Origin of the sequence: Streptomyces sp. NPDC021080, assembly GCF_044333225.1 — a bacterium.
Taxonomy (GTDB): domain Bacteria; phylum Actinomycetota; class Actinomycetes; order Streptomycetales; family Streptomycetaceae; genus Streptomyces.
Genome location: NZ_JBIRQM010000035.1, coordinates 24,789 through 42,358, shown reverse-complemented (window position 1 = coordinate 42,358; position 17,570 = coordinate 24,789). Strand labels below are relative to the sequence as shown.

Genomic DNA, 17,570 nt, shown 5'->3' with positions numbered 1-17,570 from the left:
CCTTGGACAGTGTGATCTCCACAGCAGAAGGCCCGGGATGCGACATGCCAACAGGGTAGTAACTAAGCATCAGGATTTCTGGCGCATCACACTAGCAGCCCAAACCCCCGATGATCAAGCCCGTAGCGAGTAGCGGTCCCGGCCCAGCACACCCCGAAACCCGCCGCACAGCGGCCATCGAGCCCCGCCCTGTCCTGCTACCGAGAAGGGATCAGCCCCCATGGCCGGCCACATCTAAGACTGCTGGTTCAAGACCGAGACCGACTCCGATGGCAAGACCGTCCGCGTCAAGAGCGACCGCCACGGCAGCGGCCTGCGCTACCGGGCCCGGTACGTCGGTCCCGATGGCACCGAGAAGTCCAAGAGCTTTCCCGACGGGCAGAAGCGCCTCGCCGAGAAATGGCTGTCCGGGGTCGAGGCGGACATGACGCGCGGGCTGTACATCGACCCGCGGGCCGGCCGCCTCACCGTGCGGCAGCACGCCGAACGGTGGTTGGCCTCCCTCACGATGGACCCCAGCACGTTCGTGAGCACCGAGACGCGCATTCGCCTGCATGTCCTGCCGCATCTGGGCAGCCGTTCCCTCGACTCGCTGCGGTCGATCCACATCCGTGAGTGGCTGCGGAAGCTCGAAGACGGGGGACTGTCTCCCGCCTATCAGCGGGTCATCTTCGCGAACCTCAACGCGATGCTGGCGGCTGCCGTCGACGATCGCCTGATTCCGCACAACCCCTGTCGTTCGTCGTCCGTGAAGGCGCCCAAGCCGGAACCCCGTCGGATCGTGCTGTGGGGGCGTGAGCGCGTGCTGGCCGTGCGCTCGGCATTGCCCACGCGGTACCGAGCCGCGGCAGGACCCTTGGCGACCTGATGGAAGCGCTCGCGGGCGCACCAAGAGATGCGGCATCCGCGGCGGCCGACCGCCCAGGTTCGACAAGGCCGACTGCCGCGAACGCCACGCCATCGCGTACGGGATCGATCGCCTCAAGTGGCACCGGTCCGTCGCGACTCGATACGACGGACTTGCCGTCCGTTACGAGGCCACCGTGACGGTCGCAGTCGTCAATGAATGCTTGGAACCGGCGCGTTCAAAGCACGTTCTATCCGTCTCGGCCCTGCCAGGTGGTCACGCAGGCCTCGTTGCCCTCGATGTCGGCCAGTACCCAGAAGGCTGGTGCTCGGGTGGCGGACACCAGTCGGCCGCCGGCGGCCAGCGCGGCATCGATCCGCCGGGATGCCTCGTCGTGCGGGACGCAGATATCCAGGTGGATGCGATTGCGTTCCGGGCGCGCCTGGTCCATCTGCTGGAACCAGATCGCCGGGCCCTGTCCGACCGGGTCAACGAGCGGATCCGTGGGACCGTCGGCTCCCGCCTCGTCGGCGTAACCCAACACCGCCTTCCAGAACGGCCGGATCGCCGCAGCGTCGAGTGCGTCGATCGCGATCTCCAGGAGTTGGACCGACCGTGGTGCTTCCGCACCGATCTCAGGCTCCGTCCGCGACCCAGCCTCCAGCACAACACCGGAGATCCGATGCGCGAGGGCAATATCGCGAGTGGTCACCGCGGCATGGTCCAGCGACTGAAGAGTGAGTACCACCCGCCCAGGTCGGACATCGGCGCGAAGGTGCTGATCGGCGGAGTCACCGCACGCCGCCACCGCGCTCGCCGCCATCTCGACTCCCTCGGCCAGTGACCCGACCGGGACCGACGTTCGGATTGTGCCCAGTAGGAAGCGCCATCCTGCGTCGCTGACCGCGTCTGAGGCTTCCTGCCGACTCAGCGTCTGCTCCATGACGACATCCTCGCAGCCCGACCGTCCGCGCAGTGCCGGTCGAACATTTGAAACAGGACGTAGCGAGCTCGTGCACGGTGGCCGTGGCGCGTCGAGGTCTGTGGCGTTGTCGGTGTTCACGTTCGACGAGCGTTGCCGAGGGCGGTGGTCTGCTGGTGTGAGAGCGGGCCGGCACGTCACGAGTGGTGCCATGGCGCAGACTCACCAACGTGGCCGGCAGTCGGTCGACGAAGACGAACCTGTGCTTCGCCCCCGCTCCCACAGCCCGTCGCCGCGGCCGGGCCGTCAGGCGCGCCTGACGCTGCTCGTGCCTACAACGGCCGGACCTCAGCGACGAGTTCGGCGATCACCTTCGGTGACAACCCGGTGACCCGGTACTCCGCCACGATCAATCCAAGCGCCCCAGCTCCCATCATGCCCAGTCCAACGAGGCATCTGGGCGCCAGGCCATGCTCGTGGACCGCACCATGTTCGGAGAGGGGCTTGGCGCATGCCGGAGCCCGGCTGGTTCTTCCAGCCCGAGGAGTGCTGCCATCGGCAGATGCCGGAAAGGCGGTTCGCCGACTATGCGTATTCCTTCAAGCGTGGGGCGTAGCTGAAGTCGGCGAAGGGCCAGACCTTGCGGAGCCAGTTGTCGACGGTGTCGTACAGCAGTGTGTCCATTTGGGCGTGGTCCTCGCGCACCCAGGAGCGGACGTTCGCGTGCAGGGGGTGGTTCGAGGGATAGATGTACACGCAGCCGATGACGTCGTCCTCGTCATTCATCACGGAATAGGTGAATCCGGTTCGGGCGTGGAAGTCGGCCGTGTGCTGGACGAGATCATTCATGTTCTCGTCCAGCGTCATCGAGACGGGCCAGTTGTACGTCTCGAATCCGGGGGTGCGCCGGATGTGTTCCACGCTCGTGCTCCAAGCGTGGTAGTCGCGTTCGTTGTGTTCGGGGCGGAGCGGGACCAAGTGGAATGCCTCCCCCTCGTATCCGTCGGGCACCTGGAAGTCCTCGGGCACGAATGGCTGGGCTGCCGGTGCGCTGTTTCCGGCGGTCGGGTCCGCTGGCTGGTTCATCCGGAGACACCCCATCGTAAAGATCCTTACGGACGCTCGGACCACTCACTTGTCCTATAAGGAGCGCACTGAACTCGGCGTCCGGTTTGAGGCGCAAGCATAGAGCACCCGGCTCGGTTCACCGCACTGTCGCACCGCTCAAATGGGGCGGGCGACCGCCCAGTCCCGGTTGAATTGACGCAGCGTCGACTCCAGGTACAGCGGTTCGATCGTCACTCCTCCTTGAGCGTCCGCCCGTTCGATGGACATGTACGCCCAGATCCCCTCGCGTGAGATGTTGTCCCGGTGACGTTCCAGGAGGATGGGCTCCTGGCGGCTGACCAGTGGCAAGTCGAGATCCAGGATGCACACCGAGCTCACCAGTTCCTGTTCGACGGTGCGGAACTGCAGGAGTTCGCGGGCAAGTTCCACGGGCACGCTGTTGCGGATCACCAGGTTTCGGAACGACTCGACGGCGGGGAGCCACGAGTTGTGCTCGCCGTACAGCAGGTACTGGTAGGGGCGGCCGGAGAGAAGGTTGGCGGAGACCACCTCGAAGAACGCGCCCGGTTCGCCGTCCTGGACGTCCGACTGGAACAACCGGGTCATGATCCGCATTCGAGTGATGCACGCCTCGAGACCGATCGCCTCCGCGTCGGTGACGAAGCCCACCGGCCCCCAGTCCTCCTTCTCCTCGACCAGGGCCCGGGCGACACCGTCGATCTTCGCCTCGAGTCGGCGGCTGATCCTGGTGAACATGTCCAGATGTCGGCCGCTGAGGTCGCTCGACTCGACGACGGCGCGTCTGATCTGGGCCCGCAGTCCGACCGGGTCCTCGGGAGCCTGGAGTCGCGGCCGCTCCCCGAACACCAGGTAGTCCAGGCTGACATTGAAGAAGGCGGCTATGCCGACGAGGGTGTCGAAACTCGGTCTGATCCGACGGTGAAGGTAGTGGGAGATCGTCGCCTCGTTGACGCCCAGCGCACGGGCCAACTTTTTCCTGTTCCCGGCTAGTGCCGGGCTGTCCAGCAAGCTGCGCAGAGATGCTTCGAAGACAACGGGTCGCGGTTCACGGGTCATGGTCGCTACCTCAACGCAAGACGATTGCCGCTTCCACGGGGTTCCGTCTTATTCACACTAGCTGCTGCCGTCTCTGCGGTACAGAAGATATTTGATGACCTGCGGGATCCACTCGTACCGTGAAACCACGATGAGCCGTGGAGGGGGAAATGATCAGTATCAGGGGTCGCTCACCGCGATCGCGGAATCTACGGCGGCGACTCGTCGTAGCCGTCGGCACACTTCTCATAGCGCTTCCCCTGCTGGTCCAGCCGGAACTGTGGCAATACCTCACGGCCGCGCTCCTCGTGCATGACCTCATGCTGCGCTTGGCCGGCAGCGAGAGCCAGACGACGGAATTGCCACACCCGGCACAACTGTCGCATCCGGAAAGGGAAGAACGAAGTGACGCCATCGGTCAGCCTTCCGAATCTGACTCAGTACGAGCATCTGGGAATCGAATGTGAGTTCAATCTGGCCGACGGTCACGCTCACCAGTTCCAGGACCCGGCGCAGCAACTCATAGTCCGCCAGTTGTCGTCGGTCTTCGCGGAGAGCGAGAGGCGGCCGCTGCGGGATCTCGAGAAGGAATTCCAGAGTTGCTTCTACGGGCTGGCCGGTCAGTCGGCCGCGGCGGGCCGACGGCGGACACTGCTGTGTCAGTCGGCGTCCCAGTCCATCGATCTGGTCGCGGCCTTCCTCGGAGCTCGGGGGAAGGAGGTCGGGCTGCTGCGGCCTTGTTTCGACAACCTTCCCGGGATTCTGCGGCGACGCGGGGCCCTGCTGCGCCCGGTCGCGGAGTCCGATCTCACCGGGCCCGGTCCGGAACGACTGCTCGGAGAGGGAGGACCGGGCGCATTGTTTCTCACCCTGCCCAACAACCCCACCGGATTCATGCCGACCGAGCCCGAGTTCGCCCGCCTCGTACAGCGCTGCGCCATGACCGGCACCCTCCTGGTCATCGACTGGACCTTCCGCTTCCACGCCGCCTGCGAGCGATGGGACCAGTACGAGGTACTGGACAACTCCGGCGTCTCCTACCTCTGTGTCGAAGACACCGGGAAGACCTGGCCGACCCTCGACATGAAGTGCAGCATTCTGGCCACCAGCGAGGACCTCTTCGACCCCCTCTACGAGCTGCACAATGATCTGCTGCTCAACATCAGCCCGTTCGTCCTGCTCCTGATCACCCGATACCTGGAGGACTCCGCCGAGCGAGGTCTGGAAGCCACCGTGCGCCGACCGGTCCGCGAGAACCGGGCGGCCCTGCGCCATGCGCTCCAAGGCACTGTGCTGGAGCCCGTCGAGCCGAACGCGACGATCAGCGTCGAGTGGGTGCGCATCTCCTCTCCCGCGCTCAGCGCTCTCGACGTGGTGGGACTCCTCGCGGACGCGGGGGTCGGGATCCTGCCTGGCGATCACTTCCACTGGGACGACACGGCGACCGGTTCCCGGTACGTGCGCTTCGCGCTCGCCCGCGATCCGGCCCTGTTCGCCGCCGCCTGTGCCAGGGCCGGAGCCGCACTGGTCGCTGCTTCATCGCCGCGCCGGGAAGGAGCGGCATGAGGATCGTGTACCTGGACGAGCCGACGTACCTGCCCGGGGCCTGGCGTCGAAGGTTCGCCGAACTGGGCGACTTCGAGGTCTTCCATGATCGGCCCGACCGCCGGACCGCCGTCAATAGGCTCAACGGTGCCGACGCCGCCATCGTGGAGTGGACACACCTCGACGCCGAGCTGTTGGCCGAGGTGGACCGGCTGCGCTACCTCACCTTGGTGACCAGCAGCTTCGACGCGGTGGACTTGTCGGCGGCACGGGAGCGCGGGATCACCGTGGCCCACTGCCCCGACTACTCCTGCCAGGCCGTGGCCGAGCACACGTTCGCCTTGTTGCTCGCGGTCAGCCGTCGGCTTCTGCCGGCGGACCGTGCGGTCCGCAAGGGCGCGAGCCATCTCTACCCGCCTTTCCTCGGCCGGCAACTCAGCGGCCTGACGCTGGGAGTGCTGGGGACAGGACGCATCGCCACCGCCGTCGCCCGGATCGCCGCCGGTTTCGGCATGCAGGCGATCGGCGCCAACCGGACCGGTACCGCCGTCTCCGGCATCACAGTTGTTCCCCTGGAGGACCTGTTGGACCGCAGTGACGTTCTGTCGCTGCACGTTCCTCTGACTCCCGCCACCCGGCGCATCCTCACGGCTGAACGACTGGCCATGCTGCGGCCCACTGCTGTCCTGGTCAACACCTGCCGGGGCGCACTCGTCGACCAGTCGGCCCTCGCCCGCATGCTCGTGGACGGCCGGCTCGCGGGCGCCGCGCTGGACGACCTGGTGGACGACGATGCCGAAGTACTGCGCGGACTCGGCAATGTCGTGCTCAGCCCGGGCATCGCCTGGTACACCGACACCGCCCGCACCGCCAACCTCGCCGAGATCCACCACAACCTGACCACGTACCTCGCCGGCAGACCGGCCAACGTACTGACCGCGCCCCACGGACAAAGCTCGCCATGACGGACGAGATCCGGGCCCGAGGGCGTACTTCCGCCACCGTCCCCCTGACCAGCCAAGGCATGGACCCGGTCAAGAAGATCATCGGACGCAAACGGCACGGCATCACCGACAGGCTCGGCCTCCTGCTCGCCGTCGCCGCTGCCGGCGGCCACGACTCCGCCGCCGGCACCCGACTCCTCACCGACGTCGCCGCACGCCACCTCACCAGCACCAAAGCCTGGGCCGACTGCCGTACGTCGGCCCAGGCCCGGTTCGTCCTGCCGCTGCGGGGTCGCAGTCACGGCGTCACGGCTACGGCACGATCGTCCAGCGCTGCCGGGCGTCGTCGTTGCAGTTCTCGATCGTCACGTAGGCCGCCTCCCGCGCCGACGGCACCAGGCACTGGTGCGCGGCCTCGTTGCGGAAGCGGAGGGAGCCGTCCTCGTACATCTCCGCCTGCCAGCGGTGCCCCGTGCCGTCGTCCCTGGCACCGCGGTCCGTGCAGCTGTGCAGCAGGGAACGTTCGCCGGGCCGGGGCTGATGGGTGTCCAGGATGTCGATGCACTGTCCGCCGCTGCCGAACGCTTTCAGCCGGACGATGTTGTCGCCCAGGCCGGCGTATTCCATGTCCCAGCGCTGGGTGAACACGTTGTTGCGCGGACGGGTGGTCAGCGGGGTGCCGTCACGGCCGGGCTCCCCGAACTGATCCAGGTAGAGGCCGTTCCAGGCGCGTAGCCGGACCCGCAGGTCACCGGCTTCCCACGCACGGTCGGACACCCCGCGGGAATTGTCCCACCATTGCTGGGAGGCACTGTCGTTGCACGCCAGGGCCAGGACACGCTGTTCGTTGCCCAGACCGGTCAGGCACAGGCCCGGATAGGCCGAGTTGTGCCAGCGCAGCGGGCCGCCGGGTGTCCCCAGGTCGTCGGGTTGCCACTGTGCGAGGGGGAGTCGCACGACAGCACGATGACGGCCACCGGGAGGAACGGGTTGAGGCCGGGGCACATCCCGGCGGCGCGGTCGGCGAGAGCGCCTCGGGCGCCGGACCTCGCCGTGGGGCTGCCGCCGACGGCGAAGCGGTACCAGTGCGCCTGCACGGTGCCCACACGGAACCGCTGACGCAGGTTGTAACGCTCCTGGGTGGTGGTCACCTCACCCCAGGCCCTGTCCTGGGCGTCCAGGACCAACCCGGTCCGGGCGTTCTCGAGGCTCGAGGTGAAGTTGTGGACCGGGCCGTCGGGTGCGGCCGGAACGGGAGTGGGAGCCGGTTCGAACTGGACGGGATAGTGGTCCGATCCGCGCGCCACGGGAATGTCCGCGTTGAACCGGGGTGTACCACGCGTGATCGCGTAGTCGAGTTCGCCGCCCTGTTGGTGAGTGGCGCGGTCGGGACGCGCCAGTTGCTCGTCGGCATGCAGGTGCAAGGTCTGTTCCCTGGCCTGCTGGTCGGTACGGTTGCGGATGCTGAGGTTGAAGTCGCCGACCATGACCCAGTTCTCGCCGGGCCGGGCGGCCGCACGGATCCCCGCGAGCAGGTAGGGGACGTCCGCGCCGCGAGCGTGGACGTCGTAGTAGACGGTGCTGCCGATCCGTACGCCGAGGACGCGGCGGTAGCGGTACTCGTCGCGGGGTTCGTCGCGGTCGTACAGCGGGTTCTCGATGACGCGGACCTCGGCCGCGGGGGTGTGCGTGACCACTGCCAGGTTGACCCGGCCGCCCTGCCAGCGGTCCTGTCCCGTGGTGCTGTTGCGACGCGGGTCGGTCTGCAGGTAGTAGACGTGAAGGCGGTGGTGGTTGTACTCCCACTGCGTATGGCTCACATGATTCGGCAGGCCGGCCGGGAACGGACCGGGGATGGGGATCGACTCACCGGTGCCCAGGGTCTGGTGCGGCTCGGGAGGCGGTCCGTTGCCGACCTCCTGGAGAGCGACGACCTGGTGTCGCATCGTCAGCGGCCCGACCTCGCCGTTCCATCGCAGCCCGTGGTTGGAACCCTGCATGTTGTAGGTGGCGAACGGCAGGCTGCCGTTCGACGAGGGGTCCGTCCGCCGGTCGTCCGCCCGCGCCGAGTAGCCACCCGGGCCAGGGGCGGCACCGATCAGCAGTCCGGCAGCCAGCAGCGCGGAGGTGAGGACGGCGGTCAGCCGCGATCCGCGTGGGCCGGAGCGTGCCTTGGCGCGGGACGGGAATAACGGTAATCGCATCGGTCTCCCTTTCGGAGCGATCTGTGTACGGCTGCGAACAGCCGCACGAACGATCTCTTCAGTTCGGCAGGCATGCGTCAAGAGCCCCTCACGCGCCATGCGCCCGCCGCGAGCACGGGGTTTCGGCCTGGTGCCAGCCCACCGGCCTTGGCCATGTCGCTTCAGTCGAGGTCGGTGGCGGGTTCGGTCGCGTAGCGGCTCATCGTGTCGATGTTGGTTTGGGGTGTCAGGGGTCGGCCGTCGGCGAGTGCCTCCTGGAGGTCCCGGAAGTACTGGATGTACAGGTCGGGGGTGAAGGTGCTGAGCATGACGGCGGGTTGGTCGGTCGGGTTGGCGAAGGTGTGCGGGGTACCGGGCGGGACTATGACGAGTGTGCCTGGGCCGGCGTCGTGGTCCTTGTCTCCGGCGGTGAACCGGATGGTGCCGGAGAGGATGTAGAAGCCTTCGTCGTGTCGGGTGTGGCGGTGTTGCGGGGGTCCTTGGGTGTGGGGTGCGAGGACGGACTCGGTGATCGCGAGGCGGTGTCCGGTGTGGCTGCCGTCCTCCAGGACGCGCATGTGCGTGGTGCCCAGGACGATCGTCTCGCCGTCGCCGGGACCCACCACCGATAGGGCGGGGTGGGTCTGCGGCTCGCCGGTCTTGGCTTCTTCGGTCATGCTCACGAGTTCACCGCCGGCGCCCCAAGACTGTCCAAGACCCGTCCTGCGGCGCCGATACCCCGTGGGTATCGTTGCAGCGTGGAGTTACGGACCTTGCGCCACTTCGTGGCGGTCGCCACTACTGCGAGACCACCACGGGCGCGGCCAACACGAAGTTCGTGGCCGCCTGCCGGGCTGCGTACGGCAAGGACAAGCCGACCTCCGACCCGATGGAGGCCGCCTGCAACTCCGTCCACTTGTGGAAGGAAAAGGTCGAGAAAACCAGGTCCTTCGACGTGGCGAAGGCGAAGGCCGCCTCCGGCGGCATCCAACTCGACGCCCCCGAGGGCAAGGTCACCGTGGACGGCGCCACCCAGCACGTCTGCAAGACCGCCCGGATCGGCAAATGCCGCGGCTCGCGTCTGGTCCCGACCGTGGTGAACGGCTCGCCCGCCTTCGGTCGATACCGATCCCACCCAGCCGGCACCGGCCACCTTCCCTGGGCACTCCAGGTCGTCGAGTTCTCCAACGAACGGATCACCAGTGTCACGGCTTTCCGTGACACCGACCGCCCGTTTCCGCTCTTCGGCCTGCCGGACCGTTTGGATGAGAGGCCGTCGCGCGCATGACCAGCGGCCTTGCGGACAACAGGCCGCCGGCGTACGCAAGGGCCGTGCAGCTGCGGACCGGTCGGCCCCGAGCCCCTTACCTACTACCGGGTCGACGGCCTGGAGCAGCTGCCATCCGGTGACACGGCCAAGGCCGGGTGGCCGACCGCAACCATGGTCGGCTGTGCGGCGTGTGATCCGGTGGGACGGCTTTCGTCCGTTCCCGACCGGAAGGCGGGGGAGCCCGATGACGCAGGAGCAGACCGGGGGCACGACGTCGCGGACGAGACCGGGCACGAGGCGGCCCAGAACAATGCGCGGCCATGTACTGCACTGGGTGTTCCGTCTGGTCATGGCTGCCCTGATCCTGCTGCTCGCCATGCGCACCTACGAGGAGACGGGCGTCGCACACGCACAGTCGGACGGGACGCTGCACACGACCGAGGCCACCATCACGAAGCTGACGTCCCGCACGACGAGTGGAAGAGACGGCGGAGGCCAGGACGGCGGCAGCGGCGAATGGACCGTCACCACCACGTACACGATCGAACTGCGCATCGGTGACGAGACCAAGACGGTGAACGGCGTCCCGGACGATTCCGTGAACGACCTCCAGGAGGGACAGCGGGTCCCGGCGGGCCTGTGGCACGGGCGGGTCGTGGAGATCGACGGGCGTGACGTGTGGCGCGGCTGGCACCCCGGGGGGTGGGACCTGGCGCTGTTCGTGCTCTACCCGCTGATCACGGGCTATCTGATCGCCCTCGCCCTGGCCGCCGCCGCGTACCTGACAGGCCGCGACGGCCGGGTCCGGCTGGTGCGGCAGGAGCGGGCCGGACCCTGGGCGTTGGGGTTCCTCGTCGCACTGGCGGCGAGCTTCGTGCTCATGGGGTGCGCGGCTTTCGGGAACACCATCGCGTACTGGCCGCTTGTTCCCGTCGGAGCCGGAACCGTCACCGCGCTGGCGGGGCTGGGGCGAGTGCTCCGGCGGGCCCGGGGCACACGTGTCGAGGACTCACCCAGCGGGACTGCACCGACCCGGGCCTGACGGTCGGGGCCCGGCAGCCCCGGCGGCCGTTCTGCAGGGGACGCCAGTGGGAGCAATTGGCTCGGGTCGTTGTCGTCCGCGGTCAGCAGGGCTTCCAGGACATCATCTGGCAGTTTCTCGACCCTCTCCGAGCGGGGGCGGGGGCCGGAGGCCAGATCGGCACGGACCAGCGCGTCAGGATCGTCGACGAGCCGGCCGCGCTGCCCGACAGTGGCGTGTCGGTTGCGGGCGAAGCTGCGGCGGACCGCCCGCTCCGGGTGCGCCAGCACTGCCTCGACGACGTCGGCGGGAAGGTCCCGCTCCTCGCACAGGATCGTCCAGGCAGCGCGTGCTCGCGTGGCCAGGAGACGCAGCAGCACCCCGCTGGGTGCCGCCGGATTGGCCGCGACACCGCGCAGCCACGGTTCGGCAAGATCGGGGGAGGACATCAGGACATCGTGGCAGCGATCAATGTGCCGCGTCGACACCGACGAGTCGAATCACGGGAAGCAACAAACTGATTCTCTCCGAGCCCTGCGACAGGCCACGTTCCGCAGTACACGTCCACGGTTCGTGGGCCTCATGCACGTGTCACAGTGCCGGGACGAAGCCGCGAGTGGAAGTGGAGGCGGTCGCCACCTGGTTGAAGGAAGAAGCGTACGAGGTGCAGGTTTCGACAGACTCGGCGTGCCCCCACGAGGCCTGGCTGATCTGCGGCCGGTCGGGGTACCCCGCAGTGGCAGAGCGCGGGCTCGTTCGCGTCGGCGGCATTGGGGGCGGACCGGCCGGGAATCGCCCTTCGCACCGTCGAGCGGGGTGCGCTGATCTGTCGGCCCCGCAACGACGGTACGGTGTACGGCAGTCGATCGCTTGTTCCGCGGTCACTGACCAACGAGGGGTTCCATGAGGCACCGCCGCCCGCGTCATCGTGAAAAAGTGATCGCCAGAGCGGTCAGCACGGCCAGTGCGATCGCAGTCGCCTTGGGTGCCGGGATGACGCCGGCGATGGCCGCCGGGACGCCGCACGGCGGGCCCACGCTCAGCAAGGCCTCGCCCGACGTGAAGGCGCCCTGGGCGCCCGAGAACGACGTGGCGACAGGCCAGTACAAGGCTGCCCTCCGTGCCGCGACCGTCGCGCCGAGGACCGCGGGCTCCCCGCTCAAGCTCAACATCCCCGCGCCGACCGGAAGCCACAGCGTGGGCATGGTCGGCCTGCACCTGGTCGACAAGTCGCGTACGGACCCGTATGTGCCCGGCCAGCATCGCGAGCTGATGGTTTCGCTCTGGTACCCGACCTCCTCTCCCTCCGGGCACTACCAGGCGCCGTGGATGCCCTCGCTGTCCGGTGCTTCCTTCCTCGCCTCGCGCGGCCTGAACTCGCAGCAGGTGACGCTGCCGGCGACCGCGGGCCACGTCCTCGCCCCCGTGGACACCTCGCTCGGCAAGCTGCCCGTCCTGCTGTACTCGACCGGGCTGCACTCGGACCGTGCGATGGGTACCGCGCTCGTCCAGGACCTCGCCAGCCGCGGCTACCTCGTCGTCACCGTCGATCACACCCACGACGCCAACGAGGTGCAGTTCCCGGCGAACCGGGTCGAGCACAATGCGATGCCGGCGGGCTCGCACTCCTCGGACACGCTCAAGGTGCGCGCGGCCGACATGAAGTTCGTCATCGACAAGCTCGGCACGCTCAGCACCGGTGGCAACCCCGACTACGGTCACGCCACGCTCCCCACCGGTCTGACGAAGAACGTCGACATGTCCCGTATCGGCATGTTCGGCTGGTCGCTGGGCGGCGCGGCCGTCGCCACCTCCATGCAGCTCGACAAGCGCATCGCCGCCGGTGCGAACCTGGACGGACAGTTCTTCGGCACGGCGCCGAGCAAGGACCTGAACCGTCCCTTCATGCTGTTCAGTTCCGGTACCCACAACCGGAACACCGACGGCTCGTGGCGCACCATGTGGTCGCACCTCAAGGGCTACCGGGTCGACATCCAGCTCCACGGCGCGGCGCACCTGTCGTTCAGTGACAACGAGTGGATGGTGCAGCAGGAGGCCGGTCTGCTCGGGCTCTCCAAGAGCCAGCTCCAGCAGCAGTACGGCACGATCGACCCGAACCGCGCGATCCAGATCCAGCGCGTCTACCTCGCCGCCTTCTTCGACCAGGAATTGCGCAAGAAGCACAGCACCCTGCTCGACGGGCCCGCCCAGAAGTACCCGGAGATCTCCTTCGTCCGCTGACCGGGCGTTCCCAGGGCGGGCTCCGCTGTGCGGGGTCCGCCCTTTCATGCAACACGCCATTCGTACGACTGCGGTACGGATATGTGATGGTGATGTGATCGCGTGACACTAGAGTGACAGTTCGATCCATCGAACCTTTGCGCTAGGCGCCCGTTGAGAAAGGAAGCTGTCCTGCCCACCGAGTCCCGGGCGCCGCGCCGACATCGAGTCCGCCGCCGCGCCGACATGCCGCTGCTGGGCGGTGTTCGCCCGCCGATCGTCCTGCTCCTCCTGCTGCTTCTCGTGGTCGCCGCCCTGACCGTCGCCGGCCTCGGCGACGTCCATTCCGAGCGTGTGCCGGTGGCCGTGCTGAACTCGGAGCAGCAGATCGCTTCGGACACCGCGCTGTCGGTGCGTACCGCGATCGACGCCGAGGCGAGCACGGTGCGCCGTACGGCCGACGCCTACCCGGCGGCGAGCACTTCGACACCCGCCAGTGCGCTCAAGTCGCTGACTGCCGCGAACAAGGCGGATCTCGGCAGCGCTCTGCTCGACGCGCACACCGGCAAACTGCTGGCCTCCGGTGGCGCGTCGGTGGCGCTGGCCCAGGCCGAGGCCGCCAGGAAGGCGTCGGAGCAGGGAACGATCGCGCCCCGGCTGGTGACCTCGGGCGGGACGCGGCTGCTGTACTTCGCCAGGGTCACGCTGCCCGCGCAGCAGGTGGACGCCAACCAGGACCAGAACCAGGTCCCGACCGGGGCCGAGCGGCAGTGGCTGCTGGTGGTCTCCGAGGCGCTCCCCACCGTCACGACGTCCGGCGACGGGCGCATCGCCAAGGTGCTGGACGCGAGCGGCAAGGCACTCGTCACCGCGTCCCACGGCGCGGCGTCACCGACCGCGGCCGACAGCGGTCTGCCACGGTCGGCGTCCCGCGCGGTGAGCGCGTCGGGGCGAGACTCCGACGCCTCCGGAAGTCTGCTGGGCGCCGCCACGAGCTCCCGGCCCACGGTGGCCGGCTGGGCCCAGGTCGCCTCGACGACCGGGCCGGGCGACACCGACGATCTCGGCCTGGTGGTGCTCACCTCCCGTGTCGTGCCCGCCTCGACCGCCGCCGCCGACTACTCGGGATTCGCGATCGAGGCCGCCGGGGCGCTCGCCGGTATCGCGCTGCTGCTCGGGCTGGCGCTGAACTTCCTCGTGCAGCGTCCGCTGTTGCGGCTGTACCTGTCCGCCGGCCGCCTGGCCCGGGGCGTGACGGAGGACGGTTCGGCCGAGGAGGCCGAGCTGGACCGGCCCGTCCCGGTTCACGGCATCGGAGAACTCGCCCGGATCGGAAAGGCGTTGGAGTCGCTGCGGCAACAACTGCTGGGGGAGAGCGGCCCGCAGGAGTTCCCGGCCCGCCGAGGACCCGGCTACCGGGCGCTGGCCGCGTTCGGCCTGGTGCTGGTGGCCTGCTGGGCGCTGCCGATGATCTTCGTGCTGAACCGGGCGGACGCGGGCTCGGTTCCGGCGCCGGTGATCGCCAACCAGCAGGCGCGCGCCGAGCTCGCCGCGAACCGTGTCCGGCAGTCGCTCGACCAGTCGTACGTCGAGCTGAACGACGTGGCCGCGAGCCTGCCGGGCAAGAGCCGGGCCGCCCAGACCGAGGAGCTGCGACACGCCCTGTCCAAGCACGGGCAGTACCGCTCGCTCTACCTCCTGGACCGCTCCGGCGCCATCACCCTGCGGGTCGGGGACACCCCGCTGCGCACCCTCGTCCACGTGCCGCACGGCGGCGGGGTCACCACCGTCAACACCTCGGGCCGGATACCCGCCATCGCCTCCTACGCGCAGGTCCGGCCGGTCAAGGGCCAGGCCGCGGCGGACGGAGTGGTCCTCTTCGGCGAGATCGATGTGACGACGCTCAACTCCACACTGGCCAGGCCCAACTTGGGCACCGTCTGGGTGACGGACGCCGACTGCAAGGTGCTGGCGGCGAGCGAGGGGTACCGCGCCTTCCAGGACCTGCCCGAGGCCGGCCTGACCCGCCTCGCGCGCGCCGCCCAGAGTGCCCCTGGCACCGTGGGCACCGCCACTTCGAAGGTGCTCTCCACGTCCACCGGCCCCTCGGTCGACGCCGCCGCGCCGCTGGCGCAGAACGGCCCGACAGCACACCTCGGTTGGCGCGTGGTGACCGCGGAGCCCGCGGCGGCGCTCCGGCTCCCGGCGACACAGGCCCAGCAGCGCACGATGCTCGTCGGAATCCTGGCTCTCGCGTTCGGTGCGGCCTGCCTGGGCTGGCTGCACGTCGTGGTGATCCGGCCGCTGCGAGCGGTCGCCGCGCTCATCGAGAAGCTCGCGGGTGGAGACCGCCGTACCGTGCTGCACCCGGTCAACCACGACGAGATCGGCTCGGTCACCCGCAGCCTGGAGCTGATACGCCAGGCCCTCGCGGACCGCAGCCGGGCAGCCAGATCCGAACCGGCCGACGACCCCTTCGGGTCGTGGCGCGAGAATACATTGCAGCAGTAGGAGAAAGGATTCAGCGTGCTCTTCCTATATGTCATAGTCCTGCTGTGCTGCGCCGCGCTGTGGGTCGCCGGAATCGTGGAGCAGAGGCGGCACTTCGACTCGCTGAACCAGATACCGACGCGGGTGCTGGTCAACGGCATCCGCGGCAAGAGCTCGATCACCCGGCTGTGCGCGGGCGCGCTGCGCGGCGGCGGCCTGGTCACGGTGGCCAAGACCACCGGTACCGCGGCCCGGTTCATCCACCCGGACGCCACCGAGGAGCCGATCTACCGCAAGTTCGGGCTGTCCAACATCGTCGAGCAGATCGGCATCGTCCGGCGGGCGGCGACCTACCGACCGCACGCGCTGGTGATCGAGTGCATGGCGGTGATGCCCGCGCTGCAGGAGATCAACCAGGAGAAGCTGATCCGCTCCACCATCGGCGTCCTGTGCAACGTTCGTGAGGACCACCTGGAGGAGATGGGGCCGACGTTGGACGACGTGGCCCGCTCGCTCTCCCGCTCGATGCCGGTCGGCGGGGTGTGCGTGACGGCGGAGAAGGACCGTCTGCACATCCTCCAGGAGGAGGCCGACAAGCGGAACTGCCGCCTGGTCTCCGTCGATCCGGAGTCGGTGAGCGACGCCGAACTGCGCGGCTTCAGCTGGTTCACCTTCAAGGAGAACGTGGCGATCGCGCTCGCGGTCGCGGAACTGCTCGGTGTGGAGCGGCAGACGGCGTTGCAGGGCATGTGGGACGCACCCCCCGACCCGGGTGTGCTGTCCGTGGAGCGCTACATCACGCCCGAGGGCAAGCGGCTCCGCTTCGCCAACATCTTCGCCGCCAACGACCCCGAGTCGACGCTGATGAACGTCAAGCAGCTGCAGGATCTGGGCGCGATCCGGCAGCCGCTCAACGTGATCATCAACTGCCGTCCGGACCGGGTGGAGCGCAACGGCCAGATGGGCACGATCATCCCCGACCTCGCTCCGGAGACCGTCTTCCTGATCGGCCATCCGACCAAGAGCGCACGTGACGCCATTCCGGCCGGCTTCACCGGACGGGTGGTGGATCTGGGCGGGGACCGCCGCGACCCCGAGGAGCTGACCGCGGCGATCCTCGCGGAACTCGGCCCCGCCTCCTCGCTGGTCGCGATCGGCAACATCCACGGTCAGGGCGAACTGTTCCTGGAATGCCTCGCCGAACTGCCGCTGGACGAGTCCGAGGACGAGCTCGCCGCCGTGCCCGCGGGCGACGGCCTGGACCAGGAGACGATGCAGATCGCGATTCCCCGCCAGCAGATGGCACTGTCCCGGCCTCCCACCCCCGAGCCGTACAGCTGGGTGGCACCGCTGGAGACACCGACGTACGCACTCCACATCCCGGGGCAGCGCGAACTCGCCCGCCGGTTCGCCGCCCGCAATGACCGGTCCGACGCCGAGCGAACCGAAGACGACCAGTACCACTCCTACGATCCGCACCAGTCCCCGAGGAACCGTTAGTGATCCCCGCCAATCTCACCGCACAGACAGCCGCGCTCGGGATCGCCCTCGGGCTGGTCTTCTCGCTCGTCTGCTACCTGACCACCAACCTCTCGCCAGGGGGAATGATCACCCCGGGCTGGATCGCCCTCACGCTCATCACCGACGTCAAGCTGGCGGCGCTCATGGTCGGAGTCTCGGCGCTGACCTACTTCATGACCAGGCTGCTGCAGCGCACGGTGATCCTCTACGGCAAGCGGCTGTTCGCCGCCGTGGTGCTGTGCGCGGTGCTCATGCAGACCACCGTGATGCTCGCCCTCAGTCACGAGTACCCGCTGCTCTACACGTCCCAGACGCTCGGCTTCATCGTCCCCGGCCTGGTGTCCTACCAAATGGTCCGCCAGCCGCTGGGGGCCACGCTCATCTCGACCACGGCGGTGACGCTGGCCACCTACGTGGTCCTGGTCGTCGGACTGCTGCTCGGCGCCCTGCCCGCCGCCTGACCCGTCCACCGCCCTGCACCCC

Annotated in this window: 15 protein-coding genes; 9 read left to right on the top strand and 6 right to left on the bottom strand. The window is 68.4% G+C overall.

Going from position 1 to position 17,570, the window contains the following annotated elements; genetic code table 11:
* The first annotated feature begins 424 nt into the window (after positions 1 to 424).
* Positions 425 to 868 (top strand): hypothetical protein, encoded by a 444-nt coding sequence (locus ACH4S8_RS43670; protein WP_398404668.1) that lies wholly within the window; start codon positions 425 to 427, stop codon positions 866 to 868.
* 229 nt (positions 869 to 1,097) lie between these two features.
* Here the strand turns inward: ACH4S8_RS43670 and ACH4S8_RS43665 are convergent, their stop codons facing one another.
* The 3 genes from ACH4S8_RS43665 to ACH4S8_RS43655 form a co-directional block, all read right to left on the bottom strand.
* Positions 1,098 to 1,790 carry a VOC family protein gene (locus tag ACH4S8_RS43665; RefSeq protein WP_398404666.1) on the bottom strand — a complete coding sequence of 231 codons (693 nt, stop codon included), beginning with the start codon at positions 1,788 to 1,790 and terminating at the stop codon, positions 1,098 to 1,100.
* A gap of 564 nt (positions 1,791 to 2,354) precedes the next feature.
* The gene (locus ACH4S8_RS43660; protein WP_398404664.1) at positions 2,355 to 2,855 is read right to left on the bottom strand and encodes a GNAT family N-acetyltransferase; all 501 of its coding nucleotides are present in this window, start codon (positions 2,853 to 2,855) and stop codon (positions 2,355 to 2,357) included.
* A 138-nt stretch (positions 2,856 to 2,993) separates the two neighbouring features.
* Entirely contained in the window at positions 2,994 to 3,827 is an 834-nt protein-coding gene (locus ACH4S8_RS43655; protein ID WP_398404662.1) for a helix-turn-helix domain-containing protein, read from the bottom strand.
* Between the two features lie 471 nt (positions 3,828 to 4,298).
* Here ACH4S8_RS43655 and ACH4S8_RS43650 point away from each other — a divergent pair, with 471 nt between their 5' ends.
* Together ACH4S8_RS43650 and ACH4S8_RS43645 are read left to right on the top strand one after the other, a co-directional pair.
* Positions 4,299 to 5,459 (top strand): aminotransferase class I/II-fold pyridoxal phosphate-dependent enzyme, encoded by a 1,161-nt coding sequence (locus ACH4S8_RS43650; protein ID WP_398404660.1) that lies wholly within the window; start codon positions 4,299 to 4,301, stop codon positions 5,457 to 5,459.
* Positions 5,456 to 6,403: a 2-hydroxyacid dehydrogenase gene (locus tag ACH4S8_RS43645; RefSeq protein WP_398404658.1), complete on the top strand. Its 948-nt coding sequence runs from the start codon at positions 5,456 to 5,458 to the stop codon at positions 6,401 to 6,403. The genes ACH4S8_RS43650 and ACH4S8_RS43645 overlap by 4 nt, the downstream gene beginning before the upstream one ends.
* A gap of 291 nt (positions 6,404 to 6,694) precedes the next feature.
* Here ACH4S8_RS43645 and ACH4S8_RS43640 read toward each other — a convergent pair whose 3' ends face one another.
* The 3 genes from ACH4S8_RS43640 to ACH4S8_RS43630 form a co-directional block, all read right to left on the bottom strand.
* Positions 6,695 to 7,339 carry an RICIN domain-containing protein gene (locus ACH4S8_RS43640; protein ID WP_398404656.1) on the bottom strand — a complete coding sequence of 215 codons (645 nt, stop codon included), beginning with the start codon at positions 7,337 to 7,339 and terminating at the stop codon, positions 6,695 to 6,697.
* Positions 7,243 to 8,586, bottom strand: coding sequence for an endonuclease/exonuclease/phosphatase family protein (locus ACH4S8_RS43635; protein ID WP_398404654.1), 1,344 nt, complete (start codon positions 8,584 to 8,586; stop codon positions 7,243 to 7,245). Before ACH4S8_RS43635 ends, ACH4S8_RS43640 begins: the two co-directional genes overlap by 97 nt.
* A 161-nt stretch (positions 8,587 to 8,747) precedes the next feature.
* Positions 8,748 to 9,242: a cupin domain-containing protein gene (locus ACH4S8_RS43630; protein ID WP_398404652.1), complete on the bottom strand. Its 495-nt coding sequence runs from the start codon at positions 9,240 to 9,242 to the stop codon at positions 8,748 to 8,750.
* Between ACH4S8_RS43630 and ACH4S8_RS43625 the strand changes: the two genes are divergently transcribed.
* The 6 genes from ACH4S8_RS43625 to ACH4S8_RS43600 all read left to right on the top strand — a co-directional run bounded on the left by ACH4S8_RS43625 (position 9,194) and on the right by ACH4S8_RS43600 (position 17,548).
* Entirely contained in the window at positions 9,194 to 9,853 is a 660-nt protein-coding gene (locus ACH4S8_RS43625) for a transporter substrate-binding protein (RefSeq protein ID WP_398404670.1), read from the top strand. The two genes, ACH4S8_RS43630 and ACH4S8_RS43625, sit on opposite strands and share 49 nt — an antisense overlap.
* A 331-nt stretch (positions 9,854 to 10,184) precedes the next feature.
* The gene (locus ACH4S8_RS43620; protein WP_398404650.1) at positions 10,185 to 10,877 is read left to right on the top strand and encodes a hypothetical protein; all 693 of its coding nucleotides are present in this window, start codon (positions 10,185 to 10,187) and stop codon (positions 10,875 to 10,877) included.
* A 915-nt stretch (positions 10,878 to 11,792) separates the two neighbouring features.
* Positions 11,793 to 13,097 carry an alpha/beta hydrolase family protein gene (locus ACH4S8_RS43615; protein ID WP_398404648.1) on the top strand — a complete coding sequence of 435 codons (1,305 nt, stop codon included), beginning with the start codon at positions 11,793 to 11,795 and terminating at the stop codon, positions 13,095 to 13,097.
* 153 nt (positions 13,098 to 13,250) lie between these two features.
* Positions 13,251 to 15,587 carry a HAMP domain-containing protein gene (locus ACH4S8_RS43610; RefSeq protein ID WP_398404646.1) on the top strand — a complete coding sequence of 779 codons (2,337 nt, stop codon included), beginning with the start codon at positions 13,251 to 13,253 and terminating at the stop codon, positions 15,585 to 15,587.
* Between the two features lie 15 nt (positions 15,588 to 15,602).
* Positions 15,603 to 17,066, top strand: coding sequence for a poly-gamma-glutamate synthase PgsB (gene pgsB / locus ACH4S8_RS43605; RefSeq protein WP_398404644.1), 1,464 nt, complete (start codon positions 15,603 to 15,605; stop codon positions 17,064 to 17,066).
* Positions 17,066 to 17,548: a poly-gamma-glutamate biosynthesis protein PgsC/CapC gene (locus ACH4S8_RS43600; protein ID WP_398404642.1), complete on the top strand. Its 483-nt coding sequence runs from the start codon at positions 17,066 to 17,068 to the stop codon at positions 17,546 to 17,548. The genes pgsB and ACH4S8_RS43600 overlap by 1 nt, the downstream gene beginning before the upstream one ends.
* The last annotated feature ends 22 nt before the right edge of the window (positions 17,549 to 17,570 follow it).